This window comes from Mycobacterium adipatum (genome assembly GCF_001644575.1).
GTDB classification, from domain to species: Bacteria; Actinomycetota; Actinomycetes; order Mycobacteriales; family Mycobacteriaceae; genus Mycobacterium; species Mycobacterium adipatum.
This window is the reverse complement of the sequence record NZ_CP015596.1, coordinates 4359438-4377147: the sequence shown is the minus strand read 5'-3', so window position 1 is coordinate 4377147 and position 17710 is coordinate 4359438. Positions and strand designations below refer to the sequence as shown.

Annotated in this window: 18 protein-coding genes and 1 pseudogene; 13 read left to right on the top strand and 6 right to left on the bottom strand. The window is 67.2% G+C overall.

Features of this window, described 5'->3' with window-relative positions; genetic code table 11:
* Positions 1 to 378 precede the first annotated feature (378 nt).
* From istA to A7U43_RS29785, 7 genes and pseudogenes are all read left to right on the top strand, one after another.
* Complete coding sequence (gene istA, locus A7U43_RS20795) at positions 379 to 1896, top strand: IS21 family transposase (protein ID WP_067998992.1); 1518 nt, start codon at positions 379 to 381, stop codon at positions 1894 to 1896.
* A complete protein-coding gene (locus A7U43_RS20790; protein WP_067998990.1) occupies positions 1893 to 2669 on the top strand; it encodes an ATP-binding protein in 777 nt (258 codons plus the stop codon). The genes istA and A7U43_RS20790 overlap by 4 nt, the downstream gene beginning before the upstream one ends.
* Positions 2670 to 2858: 189 nt before the next feature.
* A protein-coding gene (locus A7U43_RS20780; protein ID WP_110810709.1) for an IS3 family transposase occupies positions 2859 to 4018 on the top strand; the annotation gives its coding sequence in 2 pieces (ribosomal slippage) (positions 2859 to 3150 and positions 3150 to 4018; 1161 coding nt in all).
* 292 nt (positions 4019 to 4310) lie between these two features.
* Entirely contained in the window at positions 4311 to 5294 is a 984-nt protein-coding gene (locus A7U43_RS20775; protein ID WP_067998985.1) for a DUF2971 domain-containing protein, read from the top strand.
* A 107-nt stretch (positions 5295 to 5401) separates the two neighbouring features.
* A pseudogene (locus A7U43_RS30675) lies at positions 5402 to 5494 on the top strand (hypothetical protein); the annotation flags it as partial.
* A 136-nt stretch (positions 5495 to 5630) separates the two neighbouring features.
* Positions 5631 to 5963 (top strand): hypothetical protein, encoded by a 333-nt coding sequence (locus A7U43_RS20770; protein WP_067998984.1) that lies wholly within the window; start codon positions 5631 to 5633, stop codon positions 5961 to 5963.
* 125 nt (positions 5964 to 6088) lie between these two features.
* On the top strand, positions 6089 to 6262 hold the full coding sequence (locus A7U43_RS29785; protein WP_156525975.1) for a hypothetical protein: 174 nt from the start codon (positions 6089 to 6091) through the stop codon (positions 6260 to 6262).
* Here A7U43_RS29785 and A7U43_RS20765 read toward each other — a convergent pair.
* Positions 6252 to 7760 carry a GAF domain-containing sensor histidine kinase gene (locus tag A7U43_RS20765; RefSeq protein WP_231963364.1) on the bottom strand — a complete coding sequence of 503 codons (1509 nt, stop codon included), beginning with the start codon at positions 7758 to 7760 and terminating at the stop codon, positions 6252 to 6254. The two genes, A7U43_RS29785 and A7U43_RS20765, sit on opposite strands and share 11 nt — an antisense overlap.
* A 94-nt stretch (positions 7761 to 7854) precedes the next feature.
* On the opposite strand from A7U43_RS20765, the gene A7U43_RS20760 reads away from it, so the two are divergent.
* The gene (locus A7U43_RS20760; protein ID WP_067998983.1) at positions 7855 to 8211 is read left to right on the top strand and encodes a response regulator; all 357 of its coding nucleotides are present in this window, start codon (positions 7855 to 7857) and stop codon (positions 8209 to 8211) included.
* Here the strand turns inward: A7U43_RS20760 and A7U43_RS20755 are convergent.
* A complete protein-coding gene (locus A7U43_RS20755) occupies positions 8208 to 8861 on the bottom strand; it encodes a response regulator (RefSeq protein WP_067998981.1) in 654 nt (217 codons plus the stop codon). The two genes, A7U43_RS20760 and A7U43_RS20755, sit on opposite strands and share 4 nt — an antisense overlap.
* A 211-nt stretch (positions 8862 to 9072) precedes the next feature.
* On the opposite strand from A7U43_RS20755, the gene A7U43_RS20750 reads away from it, so the two are divergent.
* The 5 genes from A7U43_RS20750 to A7U43_RS20730 are packed head-to-tail and all read left to right on the top strand — an operon-like array spanning position 9073 to position 14196.
* On the top strand, positions 9073 to 10134 hold the full coding sequence (locus A7U43_RS20750) for a cupin domain-containing protein (RefSeq protein ID WP_068003293.1): 1062 nt from the start codon (positions 9073 to 9075) through the stop codon (positions 10132 to 10134).
* The gene (locus A7U43_RS20745) at positions 10131 to 12326 is read left to right on the top strand and encodes a xanthine dehydrogenase family protein molybdopterin-binding subunit (protein ID WP_067998979.1); all 2196 of its coding nucleotides are present in this window, start codon (positions 10131 to 10133) and stop codon (positions 12324 to 12326) included. The genes A7U43_RS20750 and A7U43_RS20745 overlap by 4 nt, the downstream gene beginning before the upstream one ends.
* A complete protein-coding gene (locus A7U43_RS20740) occupies positions 12323 to 12844 on the top strand; it encodes a (2Fe-2S)-binding protein (RefSeq protein WP_067998977.1) in 522 nt (173 codons plus the stop codon). The genes A7U43_RS20745 and A7U43_RS20740 overlap by 4 nt, the downstream gene beginning before the upstream one ends.
* Complete coding sequence (locus A7U43_RS20735) at positions 12841 to 13842, top strand: FAD binding domain-containing protein (protein WP_067998973.1); 1002 nt, start codon at positions 12841 to 12843, stop codon at positions 13840 to 13842. The genes A7U43_RS20740 and A7U43_RS20735 overlap by 4 nt, the downstream gene beginning before the upstream one ends.
* Before the next feature lie 33 nt (positions 13843 to 13875).
* Positions 13876 to 14196 (top strand): DUF3349 domain-containing protein, encoded by a 321-nt coding sequence (locus A7U43_RS20730; RefSeq protein WP_067998971.1) that lies wholly within the window; start codon positions 13876 to 13878, stop codon positions 14194 to 14196.
* Between the two features lie 7 nt (positions 14197 to 14203).
* Here the strand turns inward: A7U43_RS20730 and A7U43_RS20725 are convergent, their stop codons facing one another.
* The 4 genes from A7U43_RS20725 to A7U43_RS20710 all read right to left on the bottom strand — a co-directional run bounded on the left by A7U43_RS20725 (position 14204) and on the right by A7U43_RS20710 (position 17661).
* A complete protein-coding gene (locus A7U43_RS20725; RefSeq protein ID WP_067998969.1) occupies positions 14204 to 15010 on the bottom strand; it encodes a DUF6498-containing protein in 807 nt (268 codons plus the stop codon).
* A 74-nt stretch (positions 15011 to 15084) separates the two neighbouring features.
* Positions 15085 to 16131: an NAD(P)-dependent alcohol dehydrogenase gene (locus tag A7U43_RS20720; RefSeq protein ID WP_067998967.1), complete on the bottom strand. Its 1047-nt coding sequence runs from the start codon at positions 16129 to 16131 to the stop codon at positions 15085 to 15087.
* Between the two features lie 156 nt (positions 16132 to 16287).
* Positions 16288 to 16563, bottom strand: coding sequence for a YciI family protein (locus A7U43_RS20715; protein WP_067998965.1), 276 nt, complete (start codon positions 16561 to 16563; stop codon positions 16288 to 16290).
* Positions 16564 to 16584: 21 nt separating this feature from the next.
* On the bottom strand, positions 16585 to 17661 hold the full coding sequence (locus tag A7U43_RS20710) for an ABC transporter substrate-binding protein (protein WP_067998963.1): 1077 nt from the start codon (positions 17659 to 17661) through the stop codon (positions 16585 to 16587).
* Between the last annotated feature and the right edge of the window lie 49 nt (positions 17662 to 17710).

The window sequence follows — 17710 nt, the reverse complement described above, 5'->3', positions numbered from 1 at the left end:
GTCACAATTTGAAGGCCATGAGGTGGAAGCGTGGGCGGTCGAGTCGGCGATCGCAGACTTCACCGGTCCGGTGCGAGCCAATGCCGACGCACTCGGCCACAGTAAGTACGAGGTGTCTGTTGGGGTGGAGTGGTCGGGCGCGCACGCACTGAAGGTCTTGACTGTCGGCGGACATGAAAAGCTGCCCGTAGGCGGACATGAAAATGCCCACTCGCGGCCAATAAGAACTGCCCACTGGCGGACACGAAAGTGCCCGTTGGCGGCCATGAATCTGCCCAGACCTGTTTGATGCCGTCCGGCGCGTCAGCGCCGGAGCGGCCTCTCCTGCGGTTTCGATTTCGATGCCTAGTCGAACCGAAAACCGCAGGAGAGACCTACGTGAAGTCTGATGGAGAACTCATGGAAATACTCAATGCTTACGACCTGACCGGGTCTTACCGCGCCGCCGCCGAGTTGTGCGGTTGCTCGCATCACACCGTGAAGAAAGCGGTCGAAGACCGCGATGCCGGGTTGCCGCCGGCGACGCGGCGGGCCCGGATGATCGACGACTGGCGCGACCTGCTCGAAACGTGGGTCGCGGATTCGAAGGGCAAGATCCGCGGCGATAAAGCCCACGACAAGCTCCTCGCGTTGGGATACACAGGCACTGACCGCACCACCCGGCGTGCGTTGGCGGAGATCAAAGTCCAATGGCGACTGGGCAATACCCGCGTGCACCGGCCGTGGATCACCGAGCCCGGGCTGTGGTTGCAGTACGACTTCGCCGACGGCCCACTGGTCGCCGGCCGCAAGATCGTGCTGTTGGTGGCGTGGTTGGCGTGGAGCCGCTACCGGGTAGTGATCGCGTTACGGGATCGCACCGCCCCCAGTGTCTTCGCCGGTCTGGACCGCATCTTCCGGATCGTCGGGGGCGCCCCGACCTATCTGCTGACCGACAACGAGAAGACCGTGACAGTCGGACACATCGCCGGGGTGCCGGTCCGTAACCGCGCCGCGGTCACCTTCGGCCGCTTCTACGGCATCTCGGTGTTGACCTGCGAGCCTGCCGACCCCGCCTCCAAAGGCGGGGTGGAGAACGCGGTCAAGCTCGCCAAAGCCGACATCGTGCCCACCGAGACGAACCTGCTGCCGCAGTACGACTCGTTCGCCGAGGTGGAGGCAGCCTGCGCCGGGTTCACCGCCGAGATCAATGCCCGGGTGCACCGCGCCACGGGACGCCGGCCGGCGGAGATGCTTACTCAAGAGCGCCCCGCCCTGCACGCCATCCCTGAACTGCCGCACACCGCCGCGTTGGGGGTGACCCGCCGAGTCCCGGACAACACCCCGATGGTCACCTTCGAGCACTGCCAATACTCGTTGCCGGCAACACTGTTGGGCCAGACGGTGTGGATCCGGCACCACGGCGGGACCGATGAGGTGGTGATCTGCGCTCTCGATGACGGTGGCCCGGTCGAAGTGGCGCGCCACCGCCGCGCCACCACCGGCAGCCCCGCGATCGACGACAGCCATTTCCCCGAGCACCGTGACAAAGTTCCCGGCGACTACCGGGTGCGGGCCCGCACCATCAGTGAGCAGATGTTCCTGGCGCTGGGCCCTGGTGCGGCGGTGTGGCTCAAAGAAGCCGCCGCCGTCGGCGCCGAACGGATCCTGCAGAAGATGGCCCACGCCGTGGAGCTCTCCGCGCTGGCTGGCCGCGCCGATGTCGACTGGGCGCTCGGTCATGCCGCTGTGCATGGCCGGTTCGCCACCGGCGATCTGGATTCCATCCTGGCCGCCAAAGGCCTGGACCCCACTCGTCGCGGCGCCGACGAAGATACCTCCCTGGCCCAAGGCACCAGTTCCTGGAACCTGTTCGGCCGCACCATCATCGACGGCCCCGAGGCAGGCATCGCATGACTACCACCACGACCACTGCGGTGTTGCCCGCCGACGTTGAGGCGCTGATGCGCGCATTGCGGTTGCCGCACGCCCGGGCGATCGCCGCCGACGTGCTGGCCACCGCCCGGGCCCAACGCTGGGACCCGACCGAGGTGATCAAAGCGCTGCTGACCGAAGAAGCCGCCGGCCGGGCCCGCTCCATGCTCGCGTCCCGTCGCAAAGCCGCCGGATTCCCGACCGGGAAGACCTTCGATGTCTGGGAACCCGGCGCGTCGTCGATCCCGCTGCCCACCCAGCAGGCGCTGCAGACCCTGGAGTGGGTCGGGCGCCGCGAGAACCTGGTGGTCTGCGGGCCCGCCGGCACCGGTAAGACGTTCTTCCTCGAAGCGTTGGGGCAGAAAGTCATTGAGGCCGGGATGCCGGTGGCGTGGTTCACCCTCGAACAGATCGGGGTGCTGGTGCGGGCGCACCGTGCCGACGATTCCCTGGGCAAGGCCGTGGCCAAGATCGTGCGCGCCGAGCTCGTCGTCATTGATGACGTTGGCCTGCTGCCGGTGGGTGCCGATGCCGCCGAAGGGCTCTACCGCATCGTCGAGGCAGCCTATGAGCGCCGCTCGGTGGCGATCTCGTCGAACCTGCATCCGAGTGGTTTCGATGAGCTGATGCCCAAGACGTTGGCGACCGCCACCGTCGATCGGCTGCTGCACCACGCGCACCTGTGCCAAACCAGCGGCGACTCCGTACGCCTGGCTCAAGCCCTGCACGGGAAAGGAGTCAAACCTTTGGCCTGACGAACACAGCCGGTGGCGGACACCCCTTCATGGGCAGATTCGTGACCGCCCCTGGGCAGTTCTTATTGGCCACCTACGGGCAGTTCTTCTGTCCGCCTATGGGCACTTTCAGCTGTCCATTGGGGACTGCCCCCAGTTTGGTTGACTCCTGACCTGTGAGGATTCGTCCTTGCTGGAAGGATCAACCTCGTGCCGACACCGTTTCCTGCCGAGTTCCGTGCCGACGTCATCGCGGTGGCCCGCAAGGGCGAGGCGCCGCTGCGCCAGATCGCGAAGGACTTCGGCATATCGGAGGCTTGCCTGCACCGCTGGCTCAAGATCGCTGATCGTGAGGATGGCCGCGGTAAGCCCGCCTCAGCGGCCGATGCTGAGGACATGGCCGCGCAGCTGCGCGAAGCACACAAGCGGATCAAACTCCTCGAGCAAGAGGCCGAGGTGATGCGCCGCGCGGTCGGCTATCTGTCCCGGGACGCCAACCCAAAATGATGTACCCGCTGGTCCTTGACCTTGCCGCTGACGGCGTGCCCGTCACGGTGACCTGCCGGGTCCTGGGATTCTCCACCCAGGCGTTCTACAAGTGGCGCAAAGCACCGCTGTCACAGCGGGATTGGGACGACGCGCACCTGATCAACGCGGCTCGCGAGATCCACGCTGATGATCCCGCTTTCGGGTACCGGTTCATCGCTGATGAGTTGCCTGGGCGCGGGATCACCGCCAGCGAGAACCGTGTCGCACGGCTGTGTTCCCAGGAACGGATCTGGTCGATCTTCGCCAAGAAGCGAGGGCTGAACCGCCGATCCGGGCCGCCCGTGCATGACGACCTCGTGCAACGTCAGTTCAGCGCCCACGCTCCCAACCAGGTCTGGCTGGCCGACATCACCGAGCACCGCACCGATGAAGGCAAGCTCTACCTCTGCGCCATCAAAGACGTCTACTCCAACCGGATTGTCGGCTACTCGATCGACTCCCGAATGAAGTCGTCGTTGGCCGTGGCGGCGCTGGACCACGCTGTGGCGCTGCGCTCACCGGTTGCGGCGATTGTCCACTCCGACAGGGGTAGCCAGTTTCGATCGCGAAAGTTCGTCCACGCGCTGTCACACAACGGATTACACGGATCGATGGGCCGTGTCGGTGCCTGCGGAGACAACGCAGCCATGGAGTCGTTCTTCGCCCTGTTGCAACGCAACGTCCTGGACCGACGACGCTGGACAACCCGCGCCGAACTCCGGATGGCGATCGTCATCTGGATCGAGCGGACCTACCACCGCCGCCGGCGCCAACGCGCCCTCGGCAGGCTCACCCCGATAGAGTTCGAACTGCTCCACACACCAGTCGCAACCGCGGCCTGAAATTCACACCCCGCGAGTCAACTGAACTCGGGGCAGTCCCAATCCCTTTGGCCGCTACCTACTTAAAGAGCTGGAATCGGCCGAGCCTACGGATTAAGCACTCAGCTGGGGGATCGATCCGCGTCTGCGTCGGCATAGTCACAAATATTCCGAGGTCAATTGCTGATGTACTTCGATGGCCAGCAGCTCGACGAACACGCCAAGCTCATCGTCAGGTTCAGCACTGGGTCTGAGACATTCCTTCCCAGCGCGCCGCGTGTGCTGATGTGGACGAGTCGCCGAGAATTTGAGTGTGACCGCCACGGACGACTCGATGCCGCCGATTCTCTATCACTACACCGACGCTGATGGACTCATGGGCATCGCGGCCAGCCCGAACTTTCCCAAGGTGTACGTCGACGCGGGGGTGGACTTCACCGGTGCAATCAAGTTCCTTGCGTCGGACGTGCGGTTCATGAATGACCGCGCCGAGCTGCGCCACGCAGGGGAGATTTTCGCGAGGCGGTTCCGCGAAGTCGCGAAGAACCCCAGTACGCCCAGAGACCGGTCCGAACTGCTGGACCAACTCGCCAAGACGTTAGAAGTTAGCGGCTATCTCGGTGACCCAGTTCAAGTGTTCGCGGCATGTTTCTCAGGTGAGAGCGATGAACTAAGTCAATGGCGAGGCTATGCCGGTGGTACCGGCGGCTACGCAATTGGCATTGCCAGACGGACGTTGGACCACTTCACCTTCGCCCTGCCGGTGACCCAGTCACCTCTGGGGCCGATCAACGGCGAACCGCCGTCGCTGATGTGGCCACCGCGACGGGTGTTCTACAAAGAGAACGAAGCAATTCGAGAGGCTGATCGCCTGGCGCAGACTCTGCAACCGGGCAGCCCTGTCCCCGGCATAAGTGCGAACTTCGGGGCGCTCTGGGAAACCGTTGCGAAGATGGCGCGGTTCAAGGACATGGGATTCAAGGACGAGGAGGAGTGGCGAATGATCTGGTATCACGCTCCGAACAACACCCGGATGTCGATGCCTGCAGAGTTTCGAACTGGTCGGTTTGGTGTCCTCCCGTTCCTGTCGATCGCGGTGAATCCGACGGCTGGTCCGCCCTGGATCGCAGCGAAGGAAGAAGCTGGAATTCCGAGGCCCACCCGCACGATCGACGATTTGGTCGTCGGACCGAGTCCGGATCAGCCGCTCCGAGTGACCGCAGCCAAGCAGCTGCTAGAGACGAACGGCCATGACCCCTCCGTGGTGAGGGCATCACCGATCCCCTTCCGGGGTTAACTCGCCCTTATTTTGCCCACATTTGTCCGGCAAAACGGGGTTCCTAGAGGTATGAGCAGATACGAGAATTTCCAGGTGAGCGATGGTATCGAGTCCCTGACCAGGGTGCTGTGCAGAACCACGACTTCTTCTCCGGGTCGGGCTCGAGCTACGTGATCGGCAAGGCCGTGGTCACCGAGGACGAGGACTGGGACTTCTAGCGAGGTCTGCCCACAGCAAAGGTTGTGACGCTGCGCTGACGTGGCGAGGTTTCACCGGGTGAACTCGGTGGCGGTGTGTTAGACACGCAGTCGGAACGAGTGTGCCGGCAACGGCGCCGGCGACTGGAGAACCGATATGACCGAGCCCGTCAGCGCTGCCGAGACCGATGGCGTCGTGCCGACGGTCGAACCGAAGAAATCGAACTGGCGACTGCTCGTCGACGCGCTCAAGCCCTCCACGGTCTGGAAGATGGCCGACGGCCAGCCGGTGGTGCTCAAGCAGTTCGTGCAGTTCTGCCTGATCATCGTCTACCCCGCGTGGGTGGCCGGCATCCTGGCCTGCCTGGCCGTGTACGGCCTGTTCTACGTCACCGTCTACCCGGTGCTGTGGGTGCTGTTCTGGCCCGTGCGGGCGTGGATGAAGAAGAACCGGCCCGAGGAATACGCCGCAAGCCAACGCCCGACATAGTCCCGGTTTACCGCCTCTGGCCAGCGGGCATTCTTATCGAGTTCACGGCTAACGTTGAGGATCCTCATCGGTCCGCACCGCAGTCTGGGACGCATACGGTTAGCAGCCGGCTCAAGGAGGATCTCATGGCGACGATCGCAATGGCCGACACCAATGTCGTCGAACTCTCGGTGCGCCGCGCCCGGCGCAACCTGCGCGCCATCAACGAGGCCAGGTACCGCCACCCGTCCTACGTGGGCCGGATGGCGGTGGCCAAGGCCGCGCCCGAAGGGTGCCGGGTGCTGCAGTTCAAGAGCTGACCGGGATCGCTGCCCGCAAGGTGGTGCCCAAGCCGGGTGCGCTGGTCAGCGCGAACTGGCCCGACAGCGCCTCCACCCGGTCCCGCAGCCCGATCAGCCCGGACCCACCGCCGGCCTGCGCGCCGCCGACGCCGTCATCGGTGACCGAGAGCAGCAACACCGAGTCCTCGACGTAGGCACACACCGTCACCAACTCGGCCCCCGCGTACTTTGCCGTGTTGGTCAGCGCCTCGGCGATGACGTAGTACGCCGCGACCTCCACCGACTCCGGCAGCCGTCCGTCCACCCGCAGATCGAGTTCCACCGGGACCGGTGATCTGCGCGCCAACGCCCGCAGCGCCGGCCGCAGCCCGCCGCGCGACAGGACGGCTGGGTGCATACCGCGGGAAAGTTCCTGCAGATCGGTGTGCAATTCGGCCAGACCGCTCACCACCTGGGACAGCTCGCCGCGCAGCGGATCCTCGGCCGCGCCTTCGATGGCCCGCAGCTGCAGGCTCAGCGACACGATGCGCTGCTGGGCGCCGTCGTGCAGATCACGTTCGAAACCGCGCCGTGCCTCGTCGGCCGCGGCCACGATGCGGGCACGGGACGCCGTCAGCTCCGCGCGGGTCTCGGCATTGGCGATGGCGGTCGAGACCAGGTCGGCGAAATCACCAAGGTGATCCTCGAACTGGGGCGAAAACGACAGGGGGCGGCGCGATCCCACCAGCAGCGCGCCGCGGACGACACCGTCGACGATCAACGGCGCACCGGCACCGGAGCGCACCCCGAGGCCCTGCAATCGCGTCGCGATGGGGCCCGCGACGGTCGCGTAATCAACGATGCGGTCGGGCGCGCCGGAGCGCAGGACGCGCGCACTGATGCTGTCACCGGTCAGCGGAAAGCGTTCGCCCACATGCATGGCGCTGCCGCCCGCCGGATCTGCGCGGTCCCGGGCGGCCAGCACCACGCAACTGTCACCGGACTCGAAACGCACCAGCGTCACATGGTCGGCGCCGGAGCTGCGGGACAGTTCGTCGACGGTCACGTCGTACAACTCGGTGGGGTCCGCCGAGCGGGCGACCAGGGTGGCCACCCGGCGCAGCGCGGCCTGCTGAACGGCCAGCAGATCGGCCTCCCTGCGGCGTTCTTCGGCCTCGGCGGCGCGTAATCGGGCCTGCCCGACAAGGACATTGGTGAGCAGCGCCAGCGTCAAGAACACTGCCAGTGCAGGTGCCAGACTGTCGCGGCCCTCCAGGTGCAGGTAGACGTACACGGCGGCACTGGCCAGCGACGTCGCCAGTGCCAGGCCGAAATCCCACCCCGCCGACACCACCAGCACACCCAGCAGCAGCAAGGCGCCGAACGCATTCTCCGGTGCGACCTGCTTGAGGGCGGCCACCGCGGCGACCTCGGCGATCAGGAACACGACGGCCACCAGGATGCCGGCCCACAGCGGGCGCGCCGTCGGGCGCACCACCTGCGCCAGCAGTCGGTTCGGCAGGGTTCGCCAGGTCACCGGGCGATGGTAGTGGACAGCACGCACGGGCGGCCCCCGGAGTTTTCCCGTTAACAGGAATGCCATCGCCGACGCGCCCTGCCAAGCTGGAAGCATGACCGCCCCGCGCTGCTTGATCGTCGACGACAGCGCCGCCTTCCGTGACGCCGCGCGCGCCATGCTGGAACGCGGCGGCTTCGCCGTGGTCGGTGCCGCCGCGGACGCCGCGGAAGCGGAGCGACTGACCGCCGAACTGCACCCCGACGTGGCGCTGGTCGACGTCGACCTGGGCGCCGACAGCGGATTCGACGTCGCCGACCGCCTCAACGACAGCCACCACGACCTCGCGGTGATCCTCACCTCCACCCACGACGAGCAGGATTTCGCCGATCTGGTGGCCGCGAGCCCGGCCCGCGGATTTCTGCCTAAACTCACGCTGTCCGCGGATGCGATCCGCGAGATGCTCGGCTAGCGCGACTCCAGGTAGACGATGACCGCGCGCACCCGGCGGTGATCGTCCCCGGTCTCGGGTAGGTCCAGCTTGGTCAGGATGCTGCGCACATGCTTTTCCACGGTGCCCTCGGTGACCCACAGCCGGCGCCCGATCCCGCCGTTGGACAGGCCCTCGGCCATCAGCGTCAGCACCTCGCGTTCGCGGGTACTCAGCGCCGCCAGCGGATCATCGCGGCGGCGGGCGGACACCAACTCGGCCACCAGCGCGGGGTCGATCACCGAGGCCCCGTGGCTGACCCGGCGCAGGGTGTCGACGAAGTCGTTGACGTCCACCACGCGGCTCTTGAGCAGGTAGCCGATGCTCTGCCCGCCGGCCAGCAATTCCATCGCGTGATCGACGTCGACGTGCGCCGAGAGCACCATGATCGCGGTCTCGGGGGAACGCTCGCGGATCAGCCGCGCGGCATCCAGGCCTTCGGTGCTGTGGCCCGGCGGCATCCGGATATCGGTGAGCACCAGATGCGGGTGCTGCGCGTCCACCAGCGTCAACAACTCTTCGGCGTCACCGGCCTGCCCGACGACCTCGAAACCCTCGCGCTGCAGCAGGCTTGCCAGCCCCTCACGCAACAGCACGTCATCGTCGGCGATGACCACCCGCAGGGCATCCATGCTGTCCTTCCGTCGCCGATCCCTTCAGCGCCGCTGCATTCTCGCACTCCGGCAGGGCCGACGTCCGGGGACGCGCGGCGCATGGGGGCTAGCCGGTAGCGCGGCCTACCGAAACACACCCCCGCCGATGGACGCCAACGGAGCAGACATCACCGCCCGACGGGGCGATGCTGGAGAACACCGAGAACCGACTCGCTCCGAGGAGAACACCATGACCACAGCGCCCACCCGCAGCCCGCATGCCATCTCCCTGCTGCACAGCGACGATGTCGAACAGTCCGACCTGGGTTCCATCCACCGGGTCACCGCCGACAACTTCCCGATCCTGCGCGGGCTGTCCATGAAGCGGCTGGTGCTCAACCCCGGGGCGATGCGGACGCCGCACTGGCACGCCAACGCCAGCGAGCTCACCTACTGTGTGTCGGGCACCGCGCTGGTCTCGATCCTCGACGACCGCAGCACCTTCTCCAGTTTCATCATCACCGCCGGGCAGATGTTCCACGCGAACTCCGGTTCGCTGCACCACATCGAGAACGTCGGTGAGGATGTCGCGGAGTTCATCGTCGCGTTCCGCAGCGAACGTCCCGAGGACTTCGGCTTCGGTGCCACGCTCGGCGCCTTCAGCGACGCCGTGCTGGGCAACACCTACGACCTGCCCGCCGCCGATCTGGCCAAGATCCGCCGCAGTACCGTCGACCGCCGGCTGGCTGCCCGCACCGGAGCCGCGGAGATCCCGGCTCGCGCCTACTTCGGTGACCCGCACAAGTTCGACGTCGAAGCCCAGCAACCCGGCCTCAACTACGTCAGCGGTAACGCGCGTTTCGCGCGCGCCCAGTTCTGGCCGATCCTCAAGGACATCTCGATGTACTCGTTGCGTGTCAACGACAACGGCATGCGGGAACCGCACTGGCACCCCTCGACCGCCGAGATGGGCTATGTCGCGCACGGCGACGCCCGGATGACGATCATGAATCCCGACGGCACGCTCGATACCTGGAACCTCACCACCGGTGACATGTACTTCATCCCGCGCGCCTATCCGCACCACATCGAGAACACCGGTGTCGACCAGTGGCATTTCCTGATCTTCTTCGACCAGCCCACCCCGGCCGACATCGGCTACCGGGCGTCGATGAGCGCCTACACCCGCGAAGTGCTGGCCGCGGCGTTCGGTACCCACATCGAGGACCTGCCCGACTTCCCGTTCACGCCGGCCGACCCGCTGATCGTCTCGCGGTGCAACCCGGTCGATCCGGCCGGTGTCGGCCAGTGACAGCGGCAATCGGGCGGCCCGTCGATCGCGTCGAGGGCAGGGAGAAGGTCACCGGCGCGGCCGGTTACGCCGCCGATACCGTCATCGACGGCATGGTCCACGCCGTGCTGGTGCAATCCACCATCGCCAAGGGTCGGGTGACCGCCGAATCGATGGCCGCGGCCGCGGCCGCCGCGGAGCAGGCGCCGGGCGTGCTGTTCGTGCTGACGCCGCTCAACTGTCCACCGCTGCATGTCCTTCCGGTGGACATGACCTGGGATCTGCCGTTGGAACGCCGACCGCCGCTCTCGGATCTGACCGTGCAGCACGTCGGACAGCACCTCGCACTCGTGGTTGCGGGTTCACTGGAGGAGGCCACCCACGCGGCCTCGCTGATGACGTTCGACTACGACACCGCGCCCGCCCAGCTGACGGCCGCCGACGTGCTGGGTGCGCCGGCGCCCGCCGACGAGAAGGGCGGCCAAATCCGCTACGGCAGTTATCAACCCGACCACTTCGTCAAACTCGACGAGGAGAAGCTGCAGGACAGCCGCGGCCCCGCCGAGGAGCCCGACGGCATCCGTGTCGCATCGCGGTTCCGAACGCCGATCAATGCGCACTATCCGATCGAGCTGTCCGCGACCGTCGCCTATTGGGAGGCCGACATGCTCACCGTGCATGACAGCACCCGGTGGATCACCGGCGAACGACGCGCCCTGGCCGCCTACCTCGGTATAGCAGAGGACCGGGTCCGGATACTGTCCCCCTTGGTCGGTGGGGCGTTCGGGTCCAAGAGCTTCCTGTGGATGCATGTGGTGCTGTGCGCGGTGGCCGCCAGAGCGGTCGCCAGGCCGGTGAAACTCGTGCTGACCCGCACCCAGATGTTCAGCTCCACCGGGCACCGACCCCGCACCGAACAGCAGGTGGCCTTGGTGGCCGATACCGACGGCGCCCTGTTGAGCACCGAACAGCACACCATCACCGAGACCTCCACGGTGGCACATTTCTGCGAACCCGTCGGATTGACGGCCCGCTTCCTCTACCGGTCCCCGCGGATGTCGGTATCGCACACCGTCGCCCGGATCAACGCGCCCACACCATGTTTCATGCGCGGGCCGGGGGAGGCGCCGGGCATGTTCGCCCTGGAGGTCGCGATGGACGAGCTCGCCGAAGCGACCGGCACCGATCCCGTGGCGCTGCGGCTTCGCAACGACTCGGCCCGGGATCAGCCCAGCGGTCGGGCATGGTCGGGGAAACATTTCCGTGAATGCCTGCTCGACGGCGCCGAACGGTTCGGCTGGTCCCAGCGGCCCGCGGTGCCGCGTTCGTTGCGCCGCGACGGGATCCAGGTCGGATGGGGGATGGCGGCGGCCAGCTATCCCGGCCGGCGGATGCCGTCGGGCTGCCGAGTCGTCACCACCCCCGACGGGCAGATCCGGTTCGCCGCGGCCACCCACGAGATCGGCACGGGGGTGCGCACCGTGATGGCTCAGATCGGTGCGGATGTCACCGGGATGCCGCTGGAGGCAGTCATTTTCGAATCCGGGGACTCGTTGTTCCCCGACGCGCCGTACAGCGGGGCCTCCCAGACCACGGCCACCGTCGGCTCCGCGGTGGCACTGGCGGGCCGGCAGTGGCGGCAGCGGCTGGGGACCGCGGTGACATCGGTGTCCGAGCTGCGCGAGCTGCTGCGCGCGGCACCCGAGCTGTGCGAGCGGTTGTGCTTCACCGTCACCAGCGGCGGACCCGACGAAACCGGGCCGTTGTCACAGTCTTTCGGTGCGTATTTCTGTGAGGTCGAGGTGGACGAGGAGATCGGCAGGGCCAGCGTGACCCGATGGACCGCCGTGCTGGACTGCGGGCGGGTACTCAACCCGAAGCTCGCGGCCAACCAGGTGATGGGCGGTATCACCTTCGGTCTGGGGATGGCGCTGCTGGAACAGGTGCCCTACGACGCTCGCACCGGGCAGCTCATCGGCGAGTACTACCTGCCCACCCACGCCGACCGCCCCGAGTTCGACATCAGCTTCATCGACGTCCCCGACTACGGGCTGGACCCGGTCGGGGTGCGCGGTATCGGTGAGATCGGCATCTGCGGCGTCCCCGCCGCGATCGCCAACGCCGTGTATCACGCCACCGGAAAACGGCTGCGCGACCTGCCGATCACCCTGGAATCCCTGCTAGAGCCCTTCGCATCGGAGTACACGTCATGACCGAACTGCACCTGAGGATCAACGGCACACCGCGACGGGTGCGCGCCGATGTCCGCAGCACCCTGCTGGACCTGCTGCGTGAGCACCTCGGCCTCACCGGAACCAAGAAGGGCTGCGATCACGGCTTGTGCGGTGCCTGCACCGTGACCGTGGAAGGTGAGCGGGTGCTGAGCTGTCTGACGCTGGCCGTCTCGATCGACGGGGCCAGCGTCGAGACCATCGAGGGCAGCGACCCGCAGATCGATGCCCTCCAATGTGCCTTCCTCCGGCACGACGGATTTCAGTGCGGTTACTGCACATCGGGCCAAATCACGTCGGCGCGGGCGATGCTGCGCGAGGTCGCGCGCGGCGATCTGTCGGTGGCCTCGTTCGAGGGCTGCCGGCACACCGTCCCCGAAGGGCCGCAACACCTTTGCGACGACGAGATCCGGGAACGGATGGCCGGCAACATCTGCCGGTGCGGTGCCTACGCCAACATCGTCGCCGCGATCCGCGACGCCGCAGGAGCGCCGTCGTGAAGACCTTCGCCTTCGAGCACGCCGACACCGTGGTGGGCGCGGTGCGCAGCGCCACCGCGGGCGCGCGTTACTACGCAGGCGGAACCAACCTGCTCGATCTGATGAAACTCGGTGTGGAAACCCCCGCCGCCCTCGTCGACATCGGCCGCCTCGACCTGCGGGCGATCACCGCGACCGATTCCGGCGGTGTCCTGGTGGGAGCGGGCGCGACCAACAGCGCGGTGGCCAACCACCCCGTGATCCGCCGCGACTACCCGATGCTGTCGCAGGCCATCCTCTCCGGTGCCACCACCCAGATCCGCAACATGGCCACCGCGGGCGGAAACCTGATGCAGCGCACCCGGTGCCCGTACTTCATGGATCCATCGTTCGCCCACTGCAACAAGCGCGATCCGGGCTCCGGGTGCGCGGCGCGCGACGGGTTCAACCGGGAGCACGCCCTGTTCGGGGCCAGTGCGGCGTGTGTGGCGGTGCACCCCTCCGACATGGCGGTGGCGCTGGCGGCACTGGATGCCCGGGTGCATGTCCGCGGTCCCGCCGGATCGCGGACGGTGGGTCTCGACGAGTTCTTCGTTCTGCCGGGCGAATCCCCGGAGCGGGACAACACGCTGCGACCCGCCGAACTGATCACCGGCATCGAGCTGCCGCCGTCGCGGCTGGCTCGGCACAGCTGGTATCTCAAGGTGCGTGACCGGCACAGCTACGCCTTCGCGCTGGTGTCGGTGGCCGCGGGCGTGGAACTCCTCGACGGTGAGATCGTCGCGGCCGCGCTGGCTCTCGGCGGTGTCGCGGCCACACCGTGGCGGGTGGCCGCGGCCGAGGCGATCCTGATCGGCGCCCGCGCCACCGACACCGCGTTCCGGGCCGCCGCCGAGCTGATCACCGCGGACGCGGTCCCGCTCGCGCAGAACGGCTTCAAGGTGGACCTGGCCCGTAACAGCGTGGTGCGCGCGCTGCGTCGCGCATCGGCCGGGCACGCCACCGCGCCCACGCGGTGACCGGGGATACGGCCTCGGTGACACACTGAGCACATGACCGTCACGACTCTGATGGCTTCGATCCTGAACTGGCTGCGCGCCGGGTATCCCGACGGGGTGCCCGGGCCGGACCGGGTGCCGCTGCTGGCGCTGCTGCGGGCCACCCCGCTGACCGAGGAGCAGGTGCGCGAGGTGGTGCGCAATATCGCCGAGGCGGCCGCACCCGCCGATATCGAGGACCCGATCACGCGCGATGACATCGAGGCGTTCATCGCCGAGATGACCCAGCACGACGCCGGACCCGAGAACACCGCGCGGGTGGCGGCGAGACTCGCCGCAGCGGGCTGGCCGCTGGCCGATCTGTCTGACAGCTAGCGATCGGTCAGGCGTCGGTCCAGGGACGTTCGTTGGCTTCCATCCGCTGGCGCTCCTCGGTGCGTTCGTCGGCCCAGGCATCCTCGAACCGCTTACCCGGCTTGGCGCTGGGTATCCGGTTGAGTGCGGAGCTGAGCCACTTCGGCGGCTGGGCCGGTTCCCACTGGGGCAGTGCGGTGCTCAGCGAGGCCATGGTCTTGAGGACCACGAACACGCCGAAGAAGGTGCTCGGGGTGTCGGTGACCGCGATCGCGACGAAACCGATCAGCAGCGTCAGGTGGATGACCATGACGCGGCTCAAGGCCCGGCTGCCGATCTGCTCCAGCTGACGAAACGGCCAGTTGCGCAGGCTGATCAGGTCCACCAGGAAGTCGACCGACATGAAGGCGAGCATGGTGAGACATCCGAAACCGACACTGCGCCAATCGACCTGGACCAGGTGGCCGACACCGTTGTGGTTCAGCAGGAAGAGCACGGTCCCGAGGAACACCCCGTGCACCGCGCAGAAACTCAGGCTGATGACGGCGAAACTCGACATGTAGGTCGCCAGCGGCTTACCACTGCGCCGGCGTCCGTTGACCGTGTGACGCAGCCGCGGGCCCTCGTTGCCGGGCGCGTTGTAGGAGAAGTGGCCACGCCGCGGCGACCACCGTTGGTGCAGGGCGATCCGGGCCACGATGAACAGGCAGGCGGCCACCGTCTCGAACCAATACACCGCCAGGGTGGTGCCACCGGCCCAGTCGCGGCCGAACCAGCCGAAGACGGGTACCCCGATCACGCCCAGCACGGATATCAGGTGTACGACGCGGGTCACGCCGCCGATCGTCGCATGCAGAACGGGCGGCCGCCGAGATGGCGGCCGCCCGATTTGCGGTGTCGTGGCGGTGCTTACAGGGTCGAGGTGTCGATGACGAAGCGGTACCGCACATCGCTGGAGATCACGCGGTCCCAGGCCTCGTTGACGTAGGACGCCTCGATGACCTCGATCTCCGGGGTGACGCCGTGCTCGGCACAGAAGTCCAGCATCTCCTGGGTCTCCGGGATGCCGCCGATCATGGAACCGGAGATGCTGCGCCGGCCACCGGCCAGCGGGAAGAACGGCACCTCCAGCGGATGCTCGGGCGCACCGAGTTCGACAAGGGTGCCGTCGATCTTGAGCAGGCCCAGATATTGGCCGAGATCGAGGTTTGCCGAGACCGTGTTCAGGATCAGGTCGAACTTGCCGGCCAGCTTGGTGAAGGTGTCCGGATCAGAGGTGGCGTAGTACTCATCGGCGCCCAGGCGCAGCCCGTCCTCCATCTTCTTCAACGACTGGCTCAGCACGGTGACGTGCGCCCCCATCGCGTGCGCCAGCTTCACCCCCATGTGTCCGAGACCACCGAGGCCGATGACTGCGACCTGCTTGCCGGGACCGGCGTTCCAGTGCTTCAGCGGAGAGAACAGGGTGATACCGGCGCACAACAGGGGAGCGGCCTTGTCCAGCGGGATGCTGTCCGGGATGCGCAGCACGAATTTCTCGTCGACGACGATCGCCTGGCTGTAGCCGCCCTGGGTGACGGTGCCGTCGCGGTCGGTGGCGTTGTAGGTGCCGATCATGCCGGTGCCGGTGCAGTACTGCTCAAGGCCGGCCGCGCAGTTGTCGCACTCCTGGCAGGAGTTGACCATGCAGCCGACGCCGACCCGGTCGCCCACCTTGTACTTGGTGACCTCGGCTCCGACCTCGGTGACGACACCGGCGATCTCGTGCCCGACGACGAGCGGGTAGTGCGGGGTGCCCCATTCAGCCTTGGCGGTATGGATATCGCTGTGACAGATCCCGGCGAACTTGATGTCGAACGCGATATCGCGGGGGCCGACGTCGCGGCGTTCGATGGTGGTCTTCTTCAGCGGCGCGGTGGCCGACTCGGCCGCGTAAGCGGAAACGGTGGTGGTCATCAATCAGTCCTCTGCGTGCGTCTCGTATGTCCACGTGCGAATACATGCACCTTCACCAGACAGTAGTGAAGGAAGCAGAATCGGGCGCGGTGTGCGCCCTGTGGAACACAACGGGGGGAGTACCCGCGCTAATCCCGGTTCAAGCTGTGAATCGGCTTAAAGCCCGGGCGCGCGGAATCCGGCGGTGAAACTGACGCGGTCATAGCGCGCGACGCCCGCCTGGGTGTACGGATCGGCGGCGGCCACGGCATCGGCCTGCTCGGCGGACATGTCCCCGGCGATCAGCACCGCGCCCTGCTGGGATTCCAGTCGGCCGGCCAACAGGATGCGACCGGCGGCCACCTCGTCGGTCAACCATTGCAGGTGCGCGGGACGGGTGCCCTCGATGACATCGGGCGGCTGCAGGTAGGTGATTGTCAGTATGTGGAACACGCGCCGAAGATTACCGACGGATCAGTTGATCGGCGCATTCAGCCAGCGCAGGTCCTCGACGATGCCACGGGCCGCGATCACGCCCTGTCCGCTCTGCCACACCTCGTTGTTCACCGCGAACACCCGATCGTCGCGGTTGGCCGACAATGCCCGCCAGGCCTGGCTGTTGAGCACGGTGGTCGCCCGTTCCTTGGCTGCGGCCGTCTCGAAGGACAGGTAGATGATGTCGCCGTCGGCGGCGGACAGATCCGTGTCGCCGGACAGGTCCGCGGTGCTCAACTCGATATACGGGGTATCCGTGAAGCGTTGTGCCGCAGGGCGATCCACGCCGACCGCGCGCAGGACGGTGGCCGGGAAGTTCGCCGCACCGAACACCCTGATGGTGGTCTCGGTGAACTGCAGGACCGAGGCCTGGAAATGGGTGGCGTCGGCGCGCGCACCGGCCTCACGGGCGTCGCGTTCGAAACCGTCGAGCGCGGCATCGGCCGCGCCCGGGCGCGCGGTGGCCGCGGCCACCGCGCGCAAGGTGTCCTGCCAGTCGGTAGGGCCGCCGGTGAACACCGTCGGCGCGATCTCCGACAGCGCGGTGAAGGATCCGGGCGTCTGCGCCACCGAGCCCAGGATCAGGTCCGGCGCGGCGGCCCGCACGGCGTCCAGGTCCGGTGTGTCACGCGGGCCGACGCCGGGCGCGTCGTGCAGGACGGTGCCCAGGTACGACGGCTGGGGGACCGCGGTGCCGACCACCCGGCCCTGCAGACCGAGAGCGCACAGCGCGTCGAGCGCGGACGCCGACAGCGCCACGATGCGCTGCGGATCTCCGCGCACCTCGGTGTCTGGGGCCACGCCCGGGCCGGTCGCGTTGCGGACCTGCCGCGGTGCGTCGGGAGACTGGGCCGGGGCCGGTTCGGGCGCGCAGGATTCGTCCGGTCTGCGGTGGTTGCCCAGCACGCCGGCGCTGGCGATCCTGGTGGTGCTGGTGATCGGGGCGCCCGGTTCGGTACCCGGCACGGTCTCGGTGGCCCCACAGGCCGTCAGCAGGGTGAACGAGGCCACGACACCCGCGGCGAGCAGGCCCTTGCGCGCAGTGGGGAACGGCACCGGGCGAGGGTACCAACCGGGCCGTTTCCGGCCGGTCAGACACCGTCCA

Excerpts from the sequence above, each read along its gene's own strand:
- A7U43_RS20750 (WP_068003293.1), top strand. The coding sequence starts at position 9,073 with ATGACCACAGCGCCCACCCGCAGCCCGCATGCCATCTCCCTGCTGCAC.
- A7U43_RS20755 (WP_067998981.1), bottom strand. The coding sequence starts at position 8,861 with ATGGATGCCCTGCGGGTGGTCATCGCCGACGATGACGTGCTGTTGCGT.
- A7U43_RS20790 (WP_067998990.1), top strand. The coding sequence starts at position 1,893 with ATGACTACCACCACGACCACTGCGGTGTTGCCCGCCGACGTTGAGGCG.
- A7U43_RS29785 (WP_156525975.1), top strand. The coding sequence starts at position 6,089 with ATGGCGACGATCGCAATGGCCGACACCAATGTCGTCGAACTCTCGGTG.
- A7U43_RS20770 (WP_067998984.1), top strand. The coding sequence starts at position 5,631 with ATGACCGAGCCCGTCAGCGCTGCCGAGACCGATGGCGTCGTGCCGACG.
- A7U43_RS20740 (WP_067998977.1), top strand. The coding sequence starts at position 12,323 with ATGACCGAACTGCACCTGAGGATCAACGGCACACCGCGACGGGTGCGC.
- A7U43_RS20720 (WP_067998967.1), bottom strand. The coding sequence starts at position 16,131 with ATGACCACCACCGTTTCCGCTTACGCGGCCGAGTCGGCCACCGCGCCG.
- A7U43_RS20730 (WP_067998971.1), top strand. The coding sequence starts at position 13,876 with ATGACCGTCACGACTCTGATGGCTTCGATCCTGAACTGGCTGCGCGCC.
- A7U43_RS20760 (WP_067998983.1), top strand. The coding sequence starts at position 7,855 with ATGACCGCCCCGCGCTGCTTGATCGTCGACGACAGCGCCGCCTTCCGT.